The organism is Pseudomonas sp. 3MAES_34.3B (genome assembly GCF_058145875.1).
Genome location: NZ_CM176960.1, coordinates 3391449 through 3409688, shown reverse-complemented (window position 1 = coordinate 3409688; position 18240 = coordinate 3391449). Strand labels below are relative to the sequence as shown.

The window sequence follows — 18240 nt, the reverse complement described above, 5'->3', positions numbered from 1 at the left end:
GCTCTGTGACAACGGTGATTCGCAGTGGCGCTGGTCGCCAGATGGATGTGGCCGAACGAATGAATGGCGCCATAGGCACCCTGGCGGGCTCCATTTCAGAGGTGGCAAGCTGCGCCAACCAGGCGTCGGTGGTGGCCTTGGCGATCAATGACCGCTCCCGGGAAAGTACCGCGGCGGTAGAAGCCATTCGTGAGGAAGTGGGCACGCTTGCTCGCAATATTGATGTAGCGGACCGCGACATGCAGGTGCTCACCGAGGCGTCGAATGAAATCGGCCAGGTGCTGGAGGTTATCCGCGGGATCGCCGAGCAAACCAATCTTCTGGCCCTCAACGCCGCCATCGAAGCCGCCCGGGCCGGCGATCAAGGCAGAGGGTTTGCAGTGGTCGCGGATGAGGTGCGCAACCTCGCCCAGCGCACAGCCCGCTCTACTTCGGATGTGAACGCGCTGATCGAGCGCTTGCAGCAAAGCACCGCCCAGGCCACTGCGGCCATGGGGCATAGCCGGCAAAGCGTAGAGCGCTGTGTGGCCGGCAGCCAGCAAGCGGCAGGGCTGCTTCGCCAGGTCGCTGGGGAAATCGCGCAGATCAGTGCCATGAACCTGCAGATCGCCGCCAGCACGCAGATTCAATCCTCCAACAGCAGTGAGGTGAGCGAGCACCTTGAGCAGTTGCAAGAGGTTGCCAAGGGCAATGTTCAGGAAGCCGGTGTGCTGGAAGGCAGCTCAGGCCTGCTTGGCCAGGCCACTCAGCGGCTGGTGAGCCTGAGCGGGCACTTCGAAGCCAGGCCGTAGCCCACGGCGCGCCAGGTACGCTTATCCCTTCACCTGCTAGCCTTATCCCACCGCGCCGTTCTACCTGCCGTACCCACCCATTGCGAACGTTCGCGGTTGGGAGGTAGCCATGGCTACGCTATTTGATGTGAAGGACTTCGGCGCCACCGGCGACGGGGTAACGGACGACACCTTGGCAGTGCAGGCGGCGATCGATGCCGCTGCTGCGTTGGGGGGCGGGCGAGTGATCCTGCCGGCTGGCACGTACCGCATCAGCCCTGGCAGCGATCACACCGGCCTGTTGCTCAAGGCCAACGTGGCGCTGGACGGCGCGGGCATGGGCTTGACTGTGATCAAGCTGGACGACAGCAACGACTTGGTGACCGGGCTGCTGCGTGGTGCGGGGGACAACCTGGAAATCAATCGCCTCACCCTCGATGGGAACGGGCGAGGTGATAGGGGTGTGTCCGAGTGTTGGAGCACCAATGGCACCACCAACTTGCTGCTGGACGCCGTAGAGGCGGTGGGCGGCTCCGGTTACGGGATTGACCTGCGCAGCGCACAAGGACAGGTAACAGTGCGCAACTGCGTGGCGCGTCAGAATGGCCTGGATGGGATCGCGGCCGATACCGCCGCGGTAGCCCTGCTCCAGGACAACACGTCGTACCTGAACCTCGGCGCGGGCTACAGCCTTGGCGGCAATGTGCGGCTGCAGGACAGCGAAGCCTCGCGCAATGGCGGTGATGGCATTCGCCTGGTCGAGCAACCACTAAGCGATCAACAGGCAACCGTGGACGGTGGCATCACCCACAGCAACGGTGGCAACGGTGTTGGCATCAACGCCGTTGACGGCTTCAGCGTGAAGGGGTTGGAGATCTACGGCAACGCCGGTTATGGCATTCATAGCGCCGGCGGGCGCGAAGGGGAGATTGCCTACAACACGCTGCATGGCAACGCCCTGGCCGGCGCAACGGCGGAGATCTGGCTTGATGCCGCGCCGCAACGTTTCGCAAGGGACGTGACGGTGCGCGGCAACCTTGTAACCGGGGAGCACCCCGGTCAGCGGGGGATCGTCGAAGCGCCCAATGCCGGTGACTACAACCGCGTGATCGACAATGTGATCAGCCAAATGGTCGATAACGTGACCGTACAGGGCGCCCATAGCGTTTCCCTGGGCAACCGTGAGTACGCGTTTACCTTTGGCACAGGCAGCGCCGACGCGCTCACCGGCACCCTGGCGCGGGATGTGATGTTTGGCAACGACGGCAATGACCGCCTCAGCGGCGACAACAATGACGACGTGCTGATCGGCGGCCGCGGCAGTGACCGCTTGGCCGGTGGCACCGGCAACGATGTGTTCCGTTATCTGGCCACCAGCGACAGCTACCGTAACGCGAGCGGTAGCCAGGCGGATCTGATCATCGACTTCGCCTACGGGCAGGACCGCTTCGACCTCACCGAGCTTGGCTACAAAGGCGTGGGCAATGGGCATTTCGGCACCTTGAAGGTGACCTATGACCTCGACAATGATGTGACCTATTTCAGCAGTCTGGACCCCGATAGCCAAGGCAATCAGTTCGAACTGATGCTGGAAGGGGACAGCCGCAGCCTGACCGATGCGAGCTTCCAGCAGGCCATCAATGGCCGCCAGGGCTCGGACAGCCTGCACGGCACCCTTGCCGCTGAGACGTTGTACGGCAGGGAGAAGAACGACGTGCTCTTCGGCAATGACGGCGATGACCTGTTGGTAGGGGGCGCGGACGGCGATCAATTGACGGGCGGGGAGGGCGCGGACCTCTTCGTGTATACCCAATTGAGCGACAGCCTGCGTGACGCCACGGTCAGCAATGATCCGCGGCGCGATGTGCTCACCGATTTCGACGGCTCGGAGGGGGACATGATCGATGTGTCCGCGCTGGGCTTTTTCGAGCTGGGAGATGGCTTGGGCGGCACCTTGAAGCTGACCGTGAACGCCGCGGGTACCCGCACCATTCTCAAGTCCTTGATCGAAGACCGTAACGGCGACCATTTCGAGCTGCAGTTGTTGGGCGATTACAGTGAAGGGCTGGCTGGTGCGAACATCATCTGGGCGCACCCGCAAGGCACCCAGGTGTATCGCACCTTGCCTACCGAGGCAGACGACTATCGTGGGCTGGCCGGCTCGGATTACCTCAAGGGGCTGTCGGGCAACGATACGTTGCGAGGCGCGGGTGGCAACGATCGGCTTGATGGCGGTACCGGCAACGACCTGCTCGTGGGCGGCACCGGCGCGGACCGGTTGACTGGCGGCTCGGGCATGGACTTTTACCGCTACACCACCGTCAGTGAAAGCTCCCGCTCCGATCAAGGCAATACGGTGGATACCCTCACCGATTCCTCGGTATACCGGGACAGGATCGACCTCAGGCTATTGGATTTCACCGGCCTGGGCGATGGCCACGACGGCACGCTGAAGGTTAGCTACAACGAACGCCTGGACCGCACCTACCTGAGCGACCTGGACGGCGACGCCCAGGGCCAGCGGTTTCAAGTGAGAATGGTCGGGAACCTGCTGGACGCATTTGATGGGGATAACCTACTGATCACGCCCCAGGCTGAGCCGTTAGGGCTGTTGGGCGGCGACGCGGGGATAAGCCTGTAGGGGCCGGCGTGACGACCAGGCCCCCGACCTGAAGCCGCCCCCCGGCTAACGCACCTTAGCCGCGCTTGGGCAGCTTCCAGTTGGGCCGGATGAAGTGGCAGGTGTAGCCGTTGGGTATCCTTTCCAGGTAATCCTGGTGCTCGGGCTCCGCCTCCCAGAACGGCCCTGCCGGTTCGATTTCAGTCACCACACGGCCAGGCCATAATTTGGAGGCGTCCACGTCTGCGGCGGTATCTTCAGCGATGTCGCGCTGCTGTTCGCTCAGGTAATAGATCGCCGAGCGGTAACTGGGGCCCAGATCGTTGCCTTGGCGGTTGGGCGTGCTCGGGTCGTGAATCTGGAAGAAAAACTCGAGGATCTGTCGGTAACTGATCACGGCCGGGTCGAAGGTGATCTCGATGGCTTCGGCGTGGTTACCATGATTGCGGTAGGTGGCGTTCGGAACATCCCCGCCGGTATAGCCCACCCGCGTGTGCAGCACGCCGGGGTAGCGGCGCAACAGGTCCTGCATGCCCCAGAAGCAGCCGCCGGCAAGGATGGCGGTTTCGGTTTGGCTGGTCATGGTGTGTATTTCCCTGGGAGAAGATCAGTACATCCCGTTATGGGGGCGCAATGGGGGATTCCAAGTTATCCAACCGTGTGGTGATCCGCTCCCACGCCCAGCAGCGCAGGTTCGGGGGCATCGGCCGGTTGGGCGAGCACGAACTGGTCATTACTCAGCGTGGCGCCCAGGTCGCCGGCCAGGGTCAGCTGAAAGCGCTCGCCGTCGGCGTTGGCGTCATAGTTTTTCAGGTAGGTATCGTCGCCGTTGGCACTGACTACCACGGCCAGGGTGCCGTTGCGCCCGTCGCCGAGGCCGGTGAACCCCAAGGCCGACACGTCGATCTGATCGTCGTACACGTTAAAGTCCAGGATTCGATCGCTGAAACTCGCGGTGTCGGTGCGATAGCTGTCCTCGAGGGCGGTGAAGCGAAACGTATCCGCGCCTGCATACCCAAACAAACGATCGCTACCGCCGCCGCCAATGAAGGTGTCATTGCCCAGGTTGCCGAAGATATTATCGTTGCCCGGCCCTCCCAGCATCTCGGACGTAGCGGCGGTGGTACCGAAATAATCCGGCCCATCGGTGCCTTGGCGCACTTGGGGGCTGAACAGTACGTTGTTGTCGTTGAGCTGGCTGGCCAGGTCGCCATCGAGCACGATTTCCAAGCGATGGCCCTGGGCGTCTGGCTCGAAGCTTTTGAGGTAGGTGCGGCTGGCATCGGCGTTTTCCCTGACTGCCAGGGTGTGGCCGTAGCCATCGCCCAGCCCCGTGAAGTTCAGGCCGGCCAGGTCCAGGTGATCCTCGTTGGGGTCAAAGTCGACGATGCGGTCGCTGAAGGCTGCTGTGGCAGTACGGTAGCTGTCATCAACGGCGGAAAACCGGAACACATCGATCTGGGTGCCGCCTCGCAATTGATCGTGCCCCGCGCCGCCGTCGAGCAGGTCGTTGCCAGTGCCCCCGGAAATGACTTCGTCGGCCGCGGTGCCTACTATCAAATCGTCGCTCCCGCTGCCGACGAGGCGGTGCACGCCGTCGACGAAATCGCCGAAGTGGGTATCCAGGCTGCCATCTGTGTTGAGTTGCAGGGCAGCGAAGTCCGAATCCCCCTGGCTATTCAGGGCCCCGCCTGTGAGCAGGATTTTATCGCTATCGACTATCGTTACTGTCTGCGCGCTGTCCGCCCCGCCATTGAAGTCGAAGGTGGCTTTCCCTCCGTCAGCGAAGGTGCTGTCCAGGCTGCCGTCCGCGTTCAAGCGCACTACGCCAAAATCCTGGTCGCCCGCACCCGTATCGCTTGAGCCGGTTACCAGTACCTTGCCATCCGCTTGTATGGCCATGCCGTGGGGGAAGTCATCGCCGCCAGCAACGTCCACGGTGGCGGTACCGTGATCCGCGAAACTCGTATCCACAGTGCCGTCGACGTTGTAGCGGGTGATGGAAAAATCGGAGTCAGTTCCGTTGGTGTCATAGCCCGCGACGAGCAGTTTGCCATCGCTCTGCAAGGCTAGCGGCGTATGTCCGTCGTACTGCGTTCCTGATTGTAAGGCGTAGGTGGCGATGCCATCGACTCCGAACTGGTCGTCGACAACACCGTTGCCGAACACATGCGTCACGTAGAGGGACGTGTCGGTGCGGGCGCTCGCCAACGTGGTGCCATAGAATCTGGGAATCTCAGGCGCAAGCTGAATGCTGCTGTCGATCGGTACAGCGCCATCGGATGGAAGAGGAACGCTTGCAAGCAACCAGGGCCGTTCGTTGGGGAGGCCACCCGGGGAATACACGTCCAGGTGATAGGCATTGTCACGATATGAAATTTGGCTCGTTTGAATGTTTGCGTAGGCGGGCATCGTGAAATCGCTGCCGTCGCCCAGGGTGTTGGTGGTCGGCAGCCGCGCGATACCGTCCTGGTTGTAGGCAAAGTCCAGAAGGCCGGATGCGCTCAGCTGTACAACGGTGTAGCCAGCGGGGTCACCGTTCGAAGACAGCCCCACCATTCGAATCTGCCCATTGTGCAGCACGGCCACGCTGTGGCTGGAATCATCCAGGCCAGGCACATCGATCGTGGTTTTACCGGTTTGCAGCGTAGTAGCGGCAGCAGTGGACATGGCGATTCCCTCCAGCAGTTAACGGGCGGTTTGCACCACTGCGGGCGTGTCGGCTCGGGCAACCGTTCTTGAGCAGGTGGCCTGAAAGGTTAGCTCATGCTGGCGTCAGTGCAGGGGGACGGGCATACCCCGTTCATCCTGGCGCCCGGTGATGAGGAGAACGGTGCCTTATCTGGCACCGATGGGCCATCATGGCAGGGTGGAGTCACTCACCAGCCCATCGACACGGCTCGTGAGCGCGTCGATCTGGAACGGCTTGGTCATCAAGTGCATGCCGGGTTCGAGCATGCTTTCCCAGCTCAACGCGTCCTGCACGTAGCCTGTGATAAACAGCACAGTGAGGCCTGGACGAAAGCCTCTTGCCGCGTCGGCGACCTGCCGGCCGTTGAGGCCGCCTGGCAGGCCGACGTCGGTGATCAGCAGATCGATCCCGTTGCTGGATTGGAGCAGCTGCAAGCCGCTCGGCCCGTTTTCGGCTTCGTGAACGTTGTATCCCAGATCCTTCAGTGCATCGCTGATCAGCATTCGAACCGTGGCGTCATCATCGATCACGAGTACTGTCTTGTCTTTTTCGCCCAGCGTGTGTTGCAAAGGTGTGCGGGATATCTCGGTGGGGATGCTGGTTGTACTGGACCGAGGAAGCAAAAGAGTGATGGTGGTGCCCACGCCGACAGAGGAATCGATATGAACGTTGCCGCCCGTTTGGCGAACGAACCCGTGGATCATCGAAAGCCCAAGCCCGGTACCTTCACCCATGGGCTTGGTGGTGAAGAAGGGTTCGAATGCGTGGGCAATCACATCAGCACTCATGCCGCTGCCGTTGTCACTGACGCTCAAGAACAGGTATTCCCCAGCAGGCAGGTCTCGGTCGGTGGCAGCACTTGCATCCAGCACACACGCTCCAGTGTAGATGATCAGATTTCCTCCTGAAGCCATCGCATCGCGAGCGTTGATACATAAATTGAGCAGGGCATTTTCCAACTGATTGGCGTCAACCAGGCTCAACCAGTCAGTGGGTTCGCTATGGATCTCGACATGCACCGAAGGGCCGACGGTGCTTCGAATGAGTTCCAGCATGCCTGTGGCCAGAAGGGTGACGTCAGTAGGGGTAGGCGCCAACGTTTGTCGACGTGAAAACGCCAACAAACGGTGCGTTAAAGCGGCGGCGCGGCGGGCGGCACCGTGGGCGGCGTCTAGGTAACGCTCGGTTTCTTCCAGGCGGCTTTGGCTAATCCGCAACCTCAGCATACCCAGGCTGCCAATAACGCCGGTCAGCATGTTATTGAAGTCGTGGGCAAGCCCGCCAGTGAGTTGCCCCACTGCTTCCATTTTCTGGCTTTGCCTCAGCTGTTGTTCCAATAGCCGCTGGGCAGTCATGTCGATACCAACGCCCGTACGCCGGACCGGCTCGCCTGCGCTGCTGAAGTAGGTATGGCCGCGTGAGAGTACCCAGCGTATTGCACCGCCCGGATGAACAATGCGGTACTCAAGTTCAAGGTCACCGCTGTCCACCAGCCCGCCAGCCATGGTCTTTCGCAATGCCAGAAGGTCGTCGGTGTGAACATTGGCAAGGAAGTCCTGGCGCTTGATGCCCGCCGCGGCTTGCACCGGGTCGATCCCATACAGCTCGCTGATTCCGGCGTCGCAGTAGAAACAGTCGTTGGAGACTTCATACGTCCAGACGCCGACGCCGCTCACGGCCGAAAGGGCCAAGCGAGCGAAATCCATAGAGTCGTGCAGTGCCGTCTCCGCCTCTGCCTCGGCCAACACGTCACGCTCCGTGGCATTGGAACCCTGCATGAGCCTCAAGGCAGCGTGCCGGGCATCAGCCAGCGTGGCGTAATGGCCGTCACGTACCTGAGCCTCGAGCAAGGCGCTGAGGGCCAGATCAAGTGGCAAGTCTTGGGGGATCCGGTAGGACATGCGCGGTTCTTCAGTGTGGAGGGGAGGCAAGGTGCTAGTATCTCATACCCAAGTGATCCTCTGTCCCGGGCTTGGGATGCAATCCGCGGCCAGCAGGCGAGCCGACGCCGTTCGCCGCGTGAGATCCCCAGCCTGTCCCTGAACTTATCCTTGGCCAACACGGCCGCCGATCGCCGCAACCGCGCCATTGGGCAGATCCGTCAGCGCAGCGCCATAACCTGTGCCAACGTCAACTCACCGGCCAGGACCGCCGCAGGCCAGGGCCCTTTTCCAAACACCCGCGCTATACCTACCGACAGGGGTTTCCCCAATGTCTGATGCCGAACGCGCCGCAACCGCTCTGGACTTGACCAAACCGAGCAAGGCGTACCAACGTCTTGACGATTACTCCCATCTATATGATCGGGGGATGGCCGATTGGGATGGCGATTACCCCTCCTATACCGTGGACGAGGCGGCTGCGGAAATCACCCGATATGGCTACAGCATCGCCGATACGAACGATAACGGTACGGTGGCGCTGACGTACAGTTTCACTCAGGAACAGCCCGCCAACTATGACACCAGCCTGGGGGACTTCAGCGCGTTTTCCGACCGCCAGGAAGCGCAAGCTCGCCTCGCCATGCGTTCATGGGCAGATGTTACGAACCTGACCTTCAAGGAAGCGCCGAGCGGGGGCGAAGCCCACCTCTCGCTTGCCAACTACTCGGCTTCCAACGGTGCGACCGCCTTTGCCTATTACCCTACCGGGGATGAGCATGATGGCGAGTCCTGGTATCACGTGAGCGCGAGCGACCAGGACAATGCCCAGGCCGCGCTAAACAGTTACGGCCGGCAAGTACTGGTGCACGAACTTGGCCACAACCTGGGCCTTGCTCACCCGATTGATTACGACATCGAACTCGGTTTCTCCGGTGAGTACGCCGAGGACTCCACTGGCTATACCGTGATGAGTTACTGGGACGAAACCGGGAGCGGGCAGAACTTCAAAGGCGCCTACGCCTCGGCGCCGCTCATGGATGACATCGCCTCGGTCCAGTTACTGTACGGCGCCAACCTGGACACCCGCAGCGGCGGCACGGTGTATGGCTTTCATTCCAACACCCACAGGGAAGAAATGATCGCGACCTCGGCGGCCAGCAAGGTCGTTTTTTCGGTCTGGGACGGCGGTGGCGTGGATACGCTGGATTTTTCCGGCTACCACACCAACCAACGGATTGACCTTCATCCCACCGGTTTCTCTGACGTAGGCGGGCTGATTGGTAACGTGTCCATCGCGCAGGGTGTGAACATCGAGAAAGCCTTCAGCGGCTCGGGCAACGACTACCTGATCGGCAACGAAGGCGCGAACGAGCTCAAGGGCAATGCCGGCAATGACCTTTTGGCGGGAGAGCAGGGCGCGGACAAGCTCTGGGGTGGCGCTGGCGCCGATACCTTTGTGTATTTCACCGAGGCGGATTCCACCAAGGCTGCGCCCGACCGGCTGATGGATTTTGTGAGCGGCCAGGACCGTATCGACCTTTCCGGGCTGCCTGTGGACGGCAGCGATACCATCCATTTTGCATCGACCCTGGACGGCACCGCCGGGGCGGCGGTACTGCGCGAAGCGGGTTACGGCACCAGCCTTGCCATTGATTTCGATGGCGACCAGGCCGCGGACTTCTTCTTGAAGATCCTGGGTGACGCGCATACTGGTGACATGCTGGTGTAGCCGTTGGCGGATGAGGCGGCCAGACCGTAGCACAGCCGTGCAATCCCGGCGGCGCTCAGCCCGTTAGGCTGGGGTGAAGCTTCGTGCGAATCGTCGCGCGGCTTCAAAGGGATACCACAATAATGAACAGGTTATTGACCGCGCTGGCCGTTGCGACGGCTATGGCTGCTTCGCCCCTGTGCCTGGCCGCCGCCCCAGCAGCCAAACCCACCATCGTGCTGGTGCATGGCGCCTTCGCCGGCTCCAGCAGCTGGAATGGCGTGATCAAGGTGCTGGAAAAAGACGGCTATACCGTCGTTGCCGCCGCCAACCCGTTGCGCAGCCTCAAAGGCGACGCCGAATCGGTCACCAACCTGCTCAAGGGCATCGACAGCCCGGTGGTGCTGGTAGGCCACTCCTACGGGGGGCCGGTTATCAGCGAAGCCGCCTATGGGCAAGCCAATGTCAAAGCGCTGGTATACGTTGCCGCCTTTGCACCGGAGGTGGGTGAAAGCGCGGTGGCGCTCAGCGGGAAATTCCCAGGCGCAACGCTCGGCCCCGCGTTGGCCAAACCCGTTGAGCTGGCGAGCGGCGGCAAAGACCTGTACATCCAGCAAAGCAAGTTCCACAGCCAGTTCGCGGCCGATGTGCCCGAAGCGGATGCCCGCCTGATGGCCGCCACGCAGCGGCCCGTCACCGAGGAGGCGCTCAACGAAGCCGCCACCGAACCCGCCTGGAAAACCCTCCCGTCGTGGTGGATCTATGGCGACAAAGACAAGAATATCCCGCCCCAGGCCATGCAGTTCATGGCCGAGCGGGCGCATTCCAAACAGACGGTAGTCGTCAAAGGCGCCTCGCACGTGGTGATGGTCTCCAACCCTGACGCGGTCGCCAAGCTGATCGAAGCGGCGGCCAAGGCGAGCTGAGGCAGCCCGATGTATCGGGCCACAGGTTTGGATCGATCCCAAACCCCGGCCCGTTGCGGGCTGATCACGCAAAGCGGCTCACCCTCGGTGCAAATGTGTCCTATACCTCTGGGGGACGAACGATCGTGAGCGTTTGGTCAAACATTGAAAACGCGGCCGTCGAGCGGACGCTTCAACAGCAGTACGTATCCCGCCAGTAGCCCCACGTCGTCGCCATGAGCACTCATACAACCCTGATGGAGGGTTTTATCATGATGGACTGGAAACAGTACAAGGCGCAGTTGATGGCGGGCATTGGCGAGCTGAAGCAGCTCTCTCCGGACTCGGTCAATGGCTATATGACGGCCAGCGGCGCGGGCGCCAAGACCAATCACCTCGACGCAAAGACCCGTCAACTCATTTCCCTGGCCGTGGCCGTAACCACTCGCTGTGACGGCTGTATAGCCGTGCATTCGGCGGAAGCGGTAAAGGAGGGTGCCACGCGGGAAGAGATCGCCGAAGCCCTGGGTGTGGCCATCGCCATGAACACCGGCGCCGCGTTGGTATATTCGGTGCGTGCGCTGGATGCGGTGGGGCAGGCGTTGCAAGAAGGCTAGGGGTTATCTCTGCGCTTCACGGTGAGGCGCGTGCTGCACATAGCACCTACACTCAAGCGCCCCAGGCCTGCACAGGTGTTGAACCATGACCGGCACCTACTCCAGAACAGCCCCCGGTAGCGCCGTGATCGACGTTGCCGGAGCTGAAGAACTCAACCAGAGCGTGGCCGTGCAGGCCGACGGTAAAGTGTTGGTTGCAGGTTTCAGTGCCCACAAGGGCGCTTCTGAAACCACCTACGATTACTCGGTGGTGCGCCTGAATGCCAATGGCACCCTTGATCCGACCTTTGGCGATTATGGCCGGGCGCTGATCGATGCCCAGGTGTCGTTCGAAAATGAAAAATACAGCCTGGCCGTTCAGGCCGACGGCTCGATCCTGGTCAGCAGCCCCTACTTCGGCGGCGGGGGCAACTATGACGTTATCCGCCTGAGTTCGTTTGGCGTTCCGGACGCCGAGTTCAACACCAACGCCCAGGCCAGCATCCCCGATGACATAGGGCGCAGCTATGGTGCGGTGAGCGTGGCGGAGAATGGCGCTGTACTGGTGACCTCGGTAGATGGCGACAACCTGAATATCGTGCAACTGAAGGCGGACGGTACGCCTGACGAGAGCTTTGGTAACCATGGCTACCTGACGTTTGCCAGTCCCGTCGAGTGGGGCTCCGACGCTGTACAGGTCCGGGTGCTTGCCAATGGCCAGCTGCTGGTTGCTGGCAATCTGCTCCAGAACGAGTTCCCGTATGCGGTCATGCGGGTGAATACCGACGGCTCGCTGGACACCCGCTTCGGCCACGACGGCATGGTCACTTTTGATTCCAGCCTGCTGAGCTACGGCGACGGCGGCATCACGGTGCAAGCCGACGGCAAGGTCGTTTTGTCCGGGAATTCGTACGACTACAATGCGGCGAACATCGTGCGGCTCAATGCCGACGGCAGCTACGATGCCAGCTTCGGTACAGGTGGCGTGGTATCCGTCCCCGTTCTGGGCGAGTTCGGCTCTGCACACTCAGCTACGGTGCTGGCCTACGGCAAAATCATCGTAGGCGGAGACACGGATTCGAACTACAGCGTGATTCGGCTGAACTCGGATGGCTCCCTCGATACCACCTTCGCCAGCCCGGACGGCAAAAACCACCTTGATGGCTCGCCTGGCGATGATGAGCTCGCTGGCCTGGACACCGCCGAAGTCATTCAGGGCCTGGCGGGGGTAGACGTACTGCAGGGCAACCACGGCCGGGACCTGCTCAGCGGGGGCGATGATGGCGACGTGTTCCGCTTCGCATCGGTGGGCGACAGCTACCGCACCGCGACCAAGGCTGCCAGTGACCGCGTACTGGATTTCAACCCGGGCGAAGACCTGATCGACCTCACAGCGCTGGGCTTCACGGGTATCGGCAACGGCCATGATGGCACGGTGGCGATCAAGGTGAACGCCGCAGGCACCTACACCTACCTCAAGAACTACGACGCCGATGGCAATGGGCACCGCTTCGAGGTTGCCATGGCGGGCGATCTCGCCCACGACCTGAGCGATCGCAACTTTGCCTTCGCCGCCTCCACCGCCGCGGCGAGCATTACGCCCGATGCGCACGCTGCCTCCATGCCGGAGGTGACCGTGCTCGGGGTCGAAGCTCTCGAACATGCCGTAGCCGGATAACCTCCGGCACGCTTGCCTACCCCTTCTTCAATTCCGAAGCCGCCCACGCTGGTCGGTCGGTTGCCCATTGACATTTAACCGGTAAGTATCACGTCGCGTTGAAAGGTTGTAGCTCGCGGGCTACACTTTGGGTGCGATAACGGGATTTTGATGCTTGGGGGCTACAATGACTACCCTGTATGACGTGGCGGCGATGCTTAAAGAGGCTCGTGCAACGGCGCATTTGAGCCAGGATGCCCTGGCCAGCCGAGCAGGGGTATCACGCACTACGGTAGCTCGCATGGAAACCTTGGCCAAGGGAGATATGAGTGTTTCTGCACTTGTCCGCCTGCTGGAAGCCGCTGGCTACGACCTGAAGCTGGTAAAGACAGGCCATGAGCGAACGGTTGAAGACATTCTGGCGGAACAGCGCTCTGGGGCTTTGGAATGATTTTGGATGTGCAGGTCAGCGGCAGAACCGTCGCCAAGCTCTACCGTGAGCGCGATGAATACGTCCTGAAATATCTTCCTGAACGTGATTTCCGTAGGCAAGCCTACACTTCGTACCGGCTTACATATCATCAAGGGTTCGGACGAAACGACCCCGTATCTGGGGTTTAACGAATTCTTCACCATGCGAGTACTGGCGCGGCTGAACGTTGTGCCAGTAGCGCGCTGTCGCATGTCGGATGATGGTCGAATACTATTGGTAGACCGTTTCGATGTTGATTCAAACGGACAGCCTCATTGCGGCCTGGAGGATGCTTGTGGATTGCTCGGTCTTCCCCCTCACGAGAAATACGCTACGACCACCGAAAGGGTATGGAATGCCACCCGGGCCTACATCCCTGGAGAACGTTTGCGCGAGCAGCGAGAACATTTTGGCTGGCATTTGTTGACCAACTACGTAACACGCAATGCGGACTGCCACGCAAAAAATATCGCGATTTACTACACCTCCCGGGGGGACGTGGCTTTTACCCCCGTCTATGACTTGGTCACAACTCAGGCCTATCCCCGTTTTGCGTCAAATCCTCCAGGCTTGTCCGTTGGCGGCAGGCAAACATGGACCCCGGGCCGAACGCTCGAAACATTTTTCAATGGTCGGCTTGGCATTTCTCCCCGTCGGTATGCTGCGATGACCGAGCAGCTTTGTGAGTCCGCAGTAGAAGTAGGCAAGGAAGTGATTGAAGCCGGGAAAAACAACCCTGCCTGGCGAGACATTGCCAAACATATGGTCCATGCCTGGGATGAAGGCATGCAAACCCTACGCAGCACGAAGGCGGCACCGCATTTGCGAGGTCTGCAATCGGCTATCGCAGAGGCTGAATCTTCTGCGCCCGCCGGGCCTGAAAACGACCGCGAGCGCTTTGGCCGATCAGAGCTGCTTGCCCCTCGAAAGCGGTGAACGGGCAATATTGAGCTCCCCCTCACCCCTTCTTCAAATCCGCAGCCGCCCACTCCGTATACACACAAGCATCACCCGCCGCCCAGCGTACGCGAACGGCTTCGCCCGGGCTCAGTGCCATGCCGCTGGCAGACAGCGCCTTCACCGTAAGGGCGGTGCCGCCGGCGGTAACGGCCGAGCAGGTCTGGCTTTCGCCCAGGAACAACACTTCGCTTACCGTAGCGGCCACTTCGTTCCAGCCCGGGGGCAGGGGTGTGGCAGCGGCTGCGGCGTGGCTCAGGGCGAGGGCTTTCTCGGGGCGCACCATCAGCAATAGCGGTTGCTGGCTGCTGGTTTGGGCCTGTGGCCGAATGCTCACGGGCTGGCCCTCGAACACCGCGCCGGCATTGCCTGTGGCCGTTGCCTGGAGGAAGTTGGAGTTGCCTAGGAACGAGGCCACGAACGCATTCGGCGGGTTCTGGTACAGCTCTACGCCGCTGCCCAGGCCCACCACCTTTCCATGGCTGAAAATCGCGATGCGCTGGGACAACCGCATGGCCTCTTCCTGGTCGTGGGTCACGTACACGATGGTGATGCCCAGGCGCCGGTGCAATTGGCGTAGTTCGTCTTGCAGGTCTTCACGCAGCTTTTTGTCTAGCGCGCCCAGGGGCTCGTCCATCAGCAGGATGCGGGGCTCGTACACCAACGCGCGGGCAATGGCCACGCGTTGCTGCTGCCCGCCAGACAATTGCGCCGGCCGGCGGTGGGCGAAGGCTTCGAGCTGCACCAGCTTGAGCATGGCGTTCACGCGCTTGTCGCGCTCGGCGGCCGGCAGCTTGCGGATGGCCAGAGGGAAAGCAATGTTGTCGCGCACCGACATGTGCGGGAACAGCGAATAGCGCTGGAACACCATGCCAATGTCCCGCTTGTGCGGCGGCACGTTCACCAGCGAGCGGCCGGCCACTTCGATCTCACCCGAGCTGGGCGTTTCGAAGCCCGCGAGCATGGACAGCGTGGTGCTTTTGCCCGACCCGCTGGAGCCCAGGAAGGTCAGGAACTCGCCGTCCTGGATTTCCAGCGACAGGTTGTCCACGGCGGTAAAGTCGCCATAGTGCTTGTTCAACTGGCGCAGGCTGACCAGCGTGGCGTGCGGCGTTGGCTTGAGAATGGCGTTCATTGCAGCTCCAGAGCGCGGGCGTCGTTGCGGCGGCGCAGGCCGGTGGCGATAAGCATGACCAGTACCGACAGGCCGATCAGCAAGGTCGAGGCCACGGCGATCACCGGGGTGAGGTCCTGGCGAAGGGTGGTCCACATTTTTACAGGCAAGGTTTGCAGGGTAGGGCTGGCCATCATCACGCTGAGTACCACCTCGTCCCAGGACACCAGGAAGGCGAACAGCCCTCCGGAGATCAACCCCGGGCGAATGCCGGGGAACGTTACCCGCAGGATCGCCTGTATCCGCGAGGCGCCGCAGATCACCGCGGCGTCCTCGATGGAACGGTCGAACAACTTGAGCGAGTTGATGATGGAGATGATGGTGAACGGCAGCGCCACGATCACATGGCTCACCACAAAGGAGAACAGCGTGCCGGTAAGCCCCAGCTTGAGAAACAGTGCGTACACGGCCACCGCGATGATCACCAGCGGCACGATCATCGGCAGGGTGAACAGCGCATAGAGCAGTTCACGCCCGATGAATCGGCCGCGTACCAGGGCGAAGGCCGTCGGCACACCCAGCGCGACCGCGAACACCGTGGTCAGCAAGGCAACCTTGAGGCTCGACCAGGCCGCAGCCATCCACTCGGCGTTGGCGAAGAACTGCGCATACCATTTCACCGTCCAGCCCGGTGGCGGGAACACCAGCCATTGGGAGGAGCCGAATGACAACAACACGATGAACACCACCGGTAACAGCAGAAACAGCGCGATCACCCCGGTGGACAGATAAAGGCCCCAGCGCAGGCGCGGGCCCATGGCGTTGGCAGTGAGCAACATGTGCATTACCTCCCGTTGGCAGCGCCTACCGGAGATTCCGGCTGCAGCTTGAGATAGACGTAGAACAGCACTAGCGTGATCAGCACCAGCAAGGCCGCGGCAGCGCTGGCCAGGCCCCAGTTGAGGAAGGACTGCACCTGTTGCACGATGAACTCCGGCAGCATCATGTTCTGCGCGCCACCCAGCAGGGCAGGGGTTACGTAGTACCCCAGCGACATCACGAACACCATGAGGGCGCCGGAGAACAACCCGGGGCGGCACAGTGGCAGGAACACTCGCACGAAGTTGGTCCAGGGCGTGGCGCCACAGATCGCGCCGGCCTGTATCACCATGGGGTCGATGGCCTGCATGGTGGCCTGCAGCGGCAGCACGATGAACGGGATCATGATGTAGGTCATGCCGATCACCACGCCGGTGAGGTTGTGCACCATCTCCAGCGGCTGGTCGATGATGCCCAAGGCCATCAGCGCCTTGTTGATGACACCGGAGGCCTGCAGCAGCACCAGCCAGGCATAGGTGCGTGCCAGCAGGCTGGTCCACATCGACAACAGCACCACGTTCAGCAGCCAGCGGCCCCACCCGCGCGGTACCAGGGTGATCACCCAGGCGAGCGGGAAACCCAGCAGCAAGCTGAACACAGTGACCAGCCCGGCCACGGAGAAGGTGTTGAGCAACACCCTCGCGTAAGCCGAGTTGGCGAACAGTTGTTCGTAATTGCCCAGCCCCGGGGTGGGCTCCAGCACCCCGCGCAGCAGCAGGCCAATCAACGGTGCGAAGAAGAACAGCCCGAGGAATGCCAGTGCCGGCAGCAGGTTCCCGCTGCCGCGCCAGGGCCGTTCACCCTTGCCGGCCACAGGCCGTGCAGGGGTGGCGGCGCCGGGCAACGGTAACGGGGCAGCGGTGTGCAGCTTCACTTGACCAGCCATTCGTTCCACCGTGTGGCAATAGCCGGGCCGTTCTTGGCCCAGTATGCGTAGTCGAGGGTGATCTGGTCCTTGGCATAGGCGGTGGGCAGGTTAGGCGCCAGGGCCGAATCCAGGCGAGGGATGCTGTCGTTGTTCACAGGCGCATAGGCGGTGAGGTTGGAGAAATCCGCCTGGCCCTTGGCACTGCTGGCCGCCGCGAGGAAGCGCATGGCGGCGGCCTTGTTTTTCGAGCCTTTGGGAATGACCAGGAAGTCGGCCATTACCAGGTTCTGCTTCCAGCTTACCCCCACCGGCGCACCATCCTGCTGAAGCGCATAGATCCGGCCGTTCCAGAACTGCCCGAGCGTGGCCTCGCCTGACGCCAGCAGTTGCTGGGACTGCGCGCCGCCGCCCCACCACACGATGTTGGGCTTGATGGTGTCCAGCTTCTTGAAGGCGCGGTCCAGGTCCAGCGGATACAGCTTGTCGGCTGGCACGCCGTCAGCTAGCAGGGCCAATTCCAGGACGCCTGGGCTGGGCCATTTGTACAGCGCGCGCTTGCCCGGGTATTTGGCAGTGTCGAACAGGGCCTCCCAGGATTGCGGCGGCGTGCTGCCCACCTTGCCCTCGTTGTAGCCGAGCACGAAGGAGAAGTAGAACGAGCCCACGCCGTTATCGGACACGAAACGCGGGTCCAGCGTGTCACGCTTGATCACCGAGAAGTCCAGCGGCTCCAGCAGCCCTTCCGCGGCGGCCCGCAGGGCGAAGTCAGCTTCCACATCCACGACGTCCCATTGCACGTTGCCGCTCTCGACCATGGCCTTGAGCTTGCCGTAGTCGGTTGGGCCATCCATCACCACGTTCACACCGCTGGCCTTGCTGAACGGGGCAGCCCAGGCATCGCGCTGGGCGTCCTGGGTCGAACCGCCCCAGCTGACGAAACTCATGGTTTCGTCCGCGCTGCAGGCGGCGCCGCCAATCGTCAGCAACCCGGCAACGCATGCCGCGATCGCCTGTTTTCTAAACACCATGATTACGCCCTCGCTTTCTTGTGGTTATGCGGGCTATGTGGCACCCGCGTTTGTTCGGGAGCAGTGGTTCAGTGAATGTGAAGCGTGGCCG

Annotated in this window: 14 protein-coding genes and 1 pseudogene; 8 read left to right on the top strand and 7 right to left on the bottom strand. The window is 61.7% G+C overall.

Annotated features, from left to right (window positions below):
• Positions 1–266: 266 nt before the first annotated feature.
• Together AC3Z8Y_RS14900 and AC3Z8Y_RS14895 are read left to right on the top strand one after the other, a co-directional pair.
• Positions 267–791, top strand: a pseudogene (locus AC3Z8Y_RS14900) (methyl-accepting chemotaxis protein); the annotation flags it as partial.
• Between the two features lie 109 nt (positions 792–900).
• A complete protein-coding gene (locus tag AC3Z8Y_RS14895) occupies positions 901–3411 on the top strand; it encodes a M10 family metallopeptidase C-terminal domain-containing protein (protein ID WP_490086475.1) in 2511 nt (836 codons plus the stop codon).
• Positions 3412–3466: 55 nt separating this feature from the next.
• Here AC3Z8Y_RS14895 and msrA read toward each other — a convergent pair whose 3' ends face one another.
• The 3 genes from msrA to AC3Z8Y_RS14880 form a co-directional block, all read right to left on the bottom strand.
• Entirely contained in the window at positions 3467–3973 is a 507-nt protein-coding gene (msrA, locus tag AC3Z8Y_RS14890; RefSeq protein ID WP_490086474.1) for a peptide-methionine (S)-S-oxide reductase MsrA, read from the bottom strand.
• Between the two features lie 65 nt (positions 3974–4038).
• Complete coding sequence (locus AC3Z8Y_RS14885) at positions 4039–6060, bottom strand: M10 family metallopeptidase C-terminal domain-containing protein (RefSeq protein ID WP_490086473.1); 2022 nt, start codon at positions 6058–6060, stop codon at positions 4039–4041.
• Between the two features lie 189 nt (positions 6061–6249).
• Positions 6250–7983 (bottom strand): PAS domain-containing hybrid sensor histidine kinase/response regulator, encoded by a 1734-nt coding sequence (locus AC3Z8Y_RS14880; protein WP_490086472.1) that lies wholly within the window; start codon positions 7981–7983, stop codon positions 6250–6252.
• A gap of 310 nt (positions 7984–8293) precedes the next feature.
• Between AC3Z8Y_RS14880 and AC3Z8Y_RS14875 the strand changes: the two genes are divergently transcribed.
• From AC3Z8Y_RS14875 to AC3Z8Y_RS14850, 6 genes are all read left to right on the top strand, one after another.
• The gene (locus AC3Z8Y_RS14875) at positions 8294–9694 is read left to right on the top strand and encodes a serralysin family metalloprotease (protein WP_490086471.1); all 1401 of its coding nucleotides are present in this window, start codon (positions 8294–8296) and stop codon (positions 9692–9694) included.
• Between the two features lie 122 nt (positions 9695–9816).
• Entirely contained in the window at positions 9817–10599 is a 783-nt protein-coding gene (locus AC3Z8Y_RS14870) for an alpha/beta fold hydrolase (protein WP_490086470.1), read from the top strand.
• Between the two features lie 251 nt (positions 10600–10850).
• Positions 10851–11195, top strand: coding sequence for a carboxymuconolactone decarboxylase family protein (locus AC3Z8Y_RS14865; RefSeq protein WP_490090010.1), 345 nt, complete (start codon positions 10851–10853; stop codon positions 11193–11195).
• 85 nt (positions 11196–11280) lie between these two features.
• On the top strand, positions 11281–12852 hold the full coding sequence (locus tag AC3Z8Y_RS14860; RefSeq protein ID WP_490086469.1) for a calcium-binding protein: 1572 nt from the start codon (positions 11281–11283) through the stop codon (positions 12850–12852).
• Between the two features lie 166 nt (positions 12853–13018).
• The gene (locus AC3Z8Y_RS14855; RefSeq protein WP_490086468.1) at positions 13019–13282 is read left to right on the top strand and encodes a helix-turn-helix transcriptional regulator; all 264 of its coding nucleotides are present in this window, start codon (positions 13019–13021) and stop codon (positions 13280–13282) included.
• 84 nt (positions 13283–13366) lie between these two features.
• Positions 13367–14239 (top strand): HipA domain-containing protein, encoded by an 873-nt coding sequence (locus AC3Z8Y_RS14850; RefSeq protein WP_490086467.1) that lies wholly within the window; start codon positions 13367–13369, stop codon positions 14237–14239.
• A gap of 22 nt (positions 14240–14261) precedes the next feature.
• On the opposite strand, the gene AC3Z8Y_RS14845 is transcribed toward AC3Z8Y_RS14850, so the two are convergent.
• From AC3Z8Y_RS14845 to AC3Z8Y_RS14830, 4 genes are read right to left on the bottom strand one after another with little or no spacing between them, the layout of a single operon-like run.
• Positions 14262–15395 carry an ABC transporter ATP-binding protein gene (locus AC3Z8Y_RS14845; RefSeq protein ID WP_490086466.1) on the bottom strand — a complete coding sequence of 378 codons (1134 nt, stop codon included), beginning with the start codon at positions 15393–15395 and terminating at the stop codon, positions 14262–14264.
• Complete coding sequence (locus AC3Z8Y_RS14840) at positions 15392–16213, bottom strand: ABC transporter permease (protein ID WP_490086465.1); 822 nt, start codon at positions 16211–16213, stop codon at positions 15392–15394. The genes AC3Z8Y_RS14845 and AC3Z8Y_RS14840 overlap by 4 nt, the downstream gene beginning before the upstream one ends.
• A gap of 5 nt (positions 16214–16218) precedes the next feature.
• The gene (locus AC3Z8Y_RS14835; RefSeq protein ID WP_181120611.1) at positions 16219–17139 is read right to left on the bottom strand and encodes an ABC transporter permease; all 921 of its coding nucleotides are present in this window, start codon (positions 17137–17139) and stop codon (positions 16219–16221) included.
• Complete coding sequence (locus tag AC3Z8Y_RS14830) at positions 17124–18149, bottom strand: ABC transporter substrate-binding protein (RefSeq protein ID WP_490086464.1); 1026 nt, start codon at positions 18147–18149, stop codon at positions 17124–17126. The genes AC3Z8Y_RS14835 and AC3Z8Y_RS14830 overlap by 16 nt, the downstream gene beginning before the upstream one ends.
• Between the last annotated feature and the right edge of the window lie 91 nt (positions 18150–18240).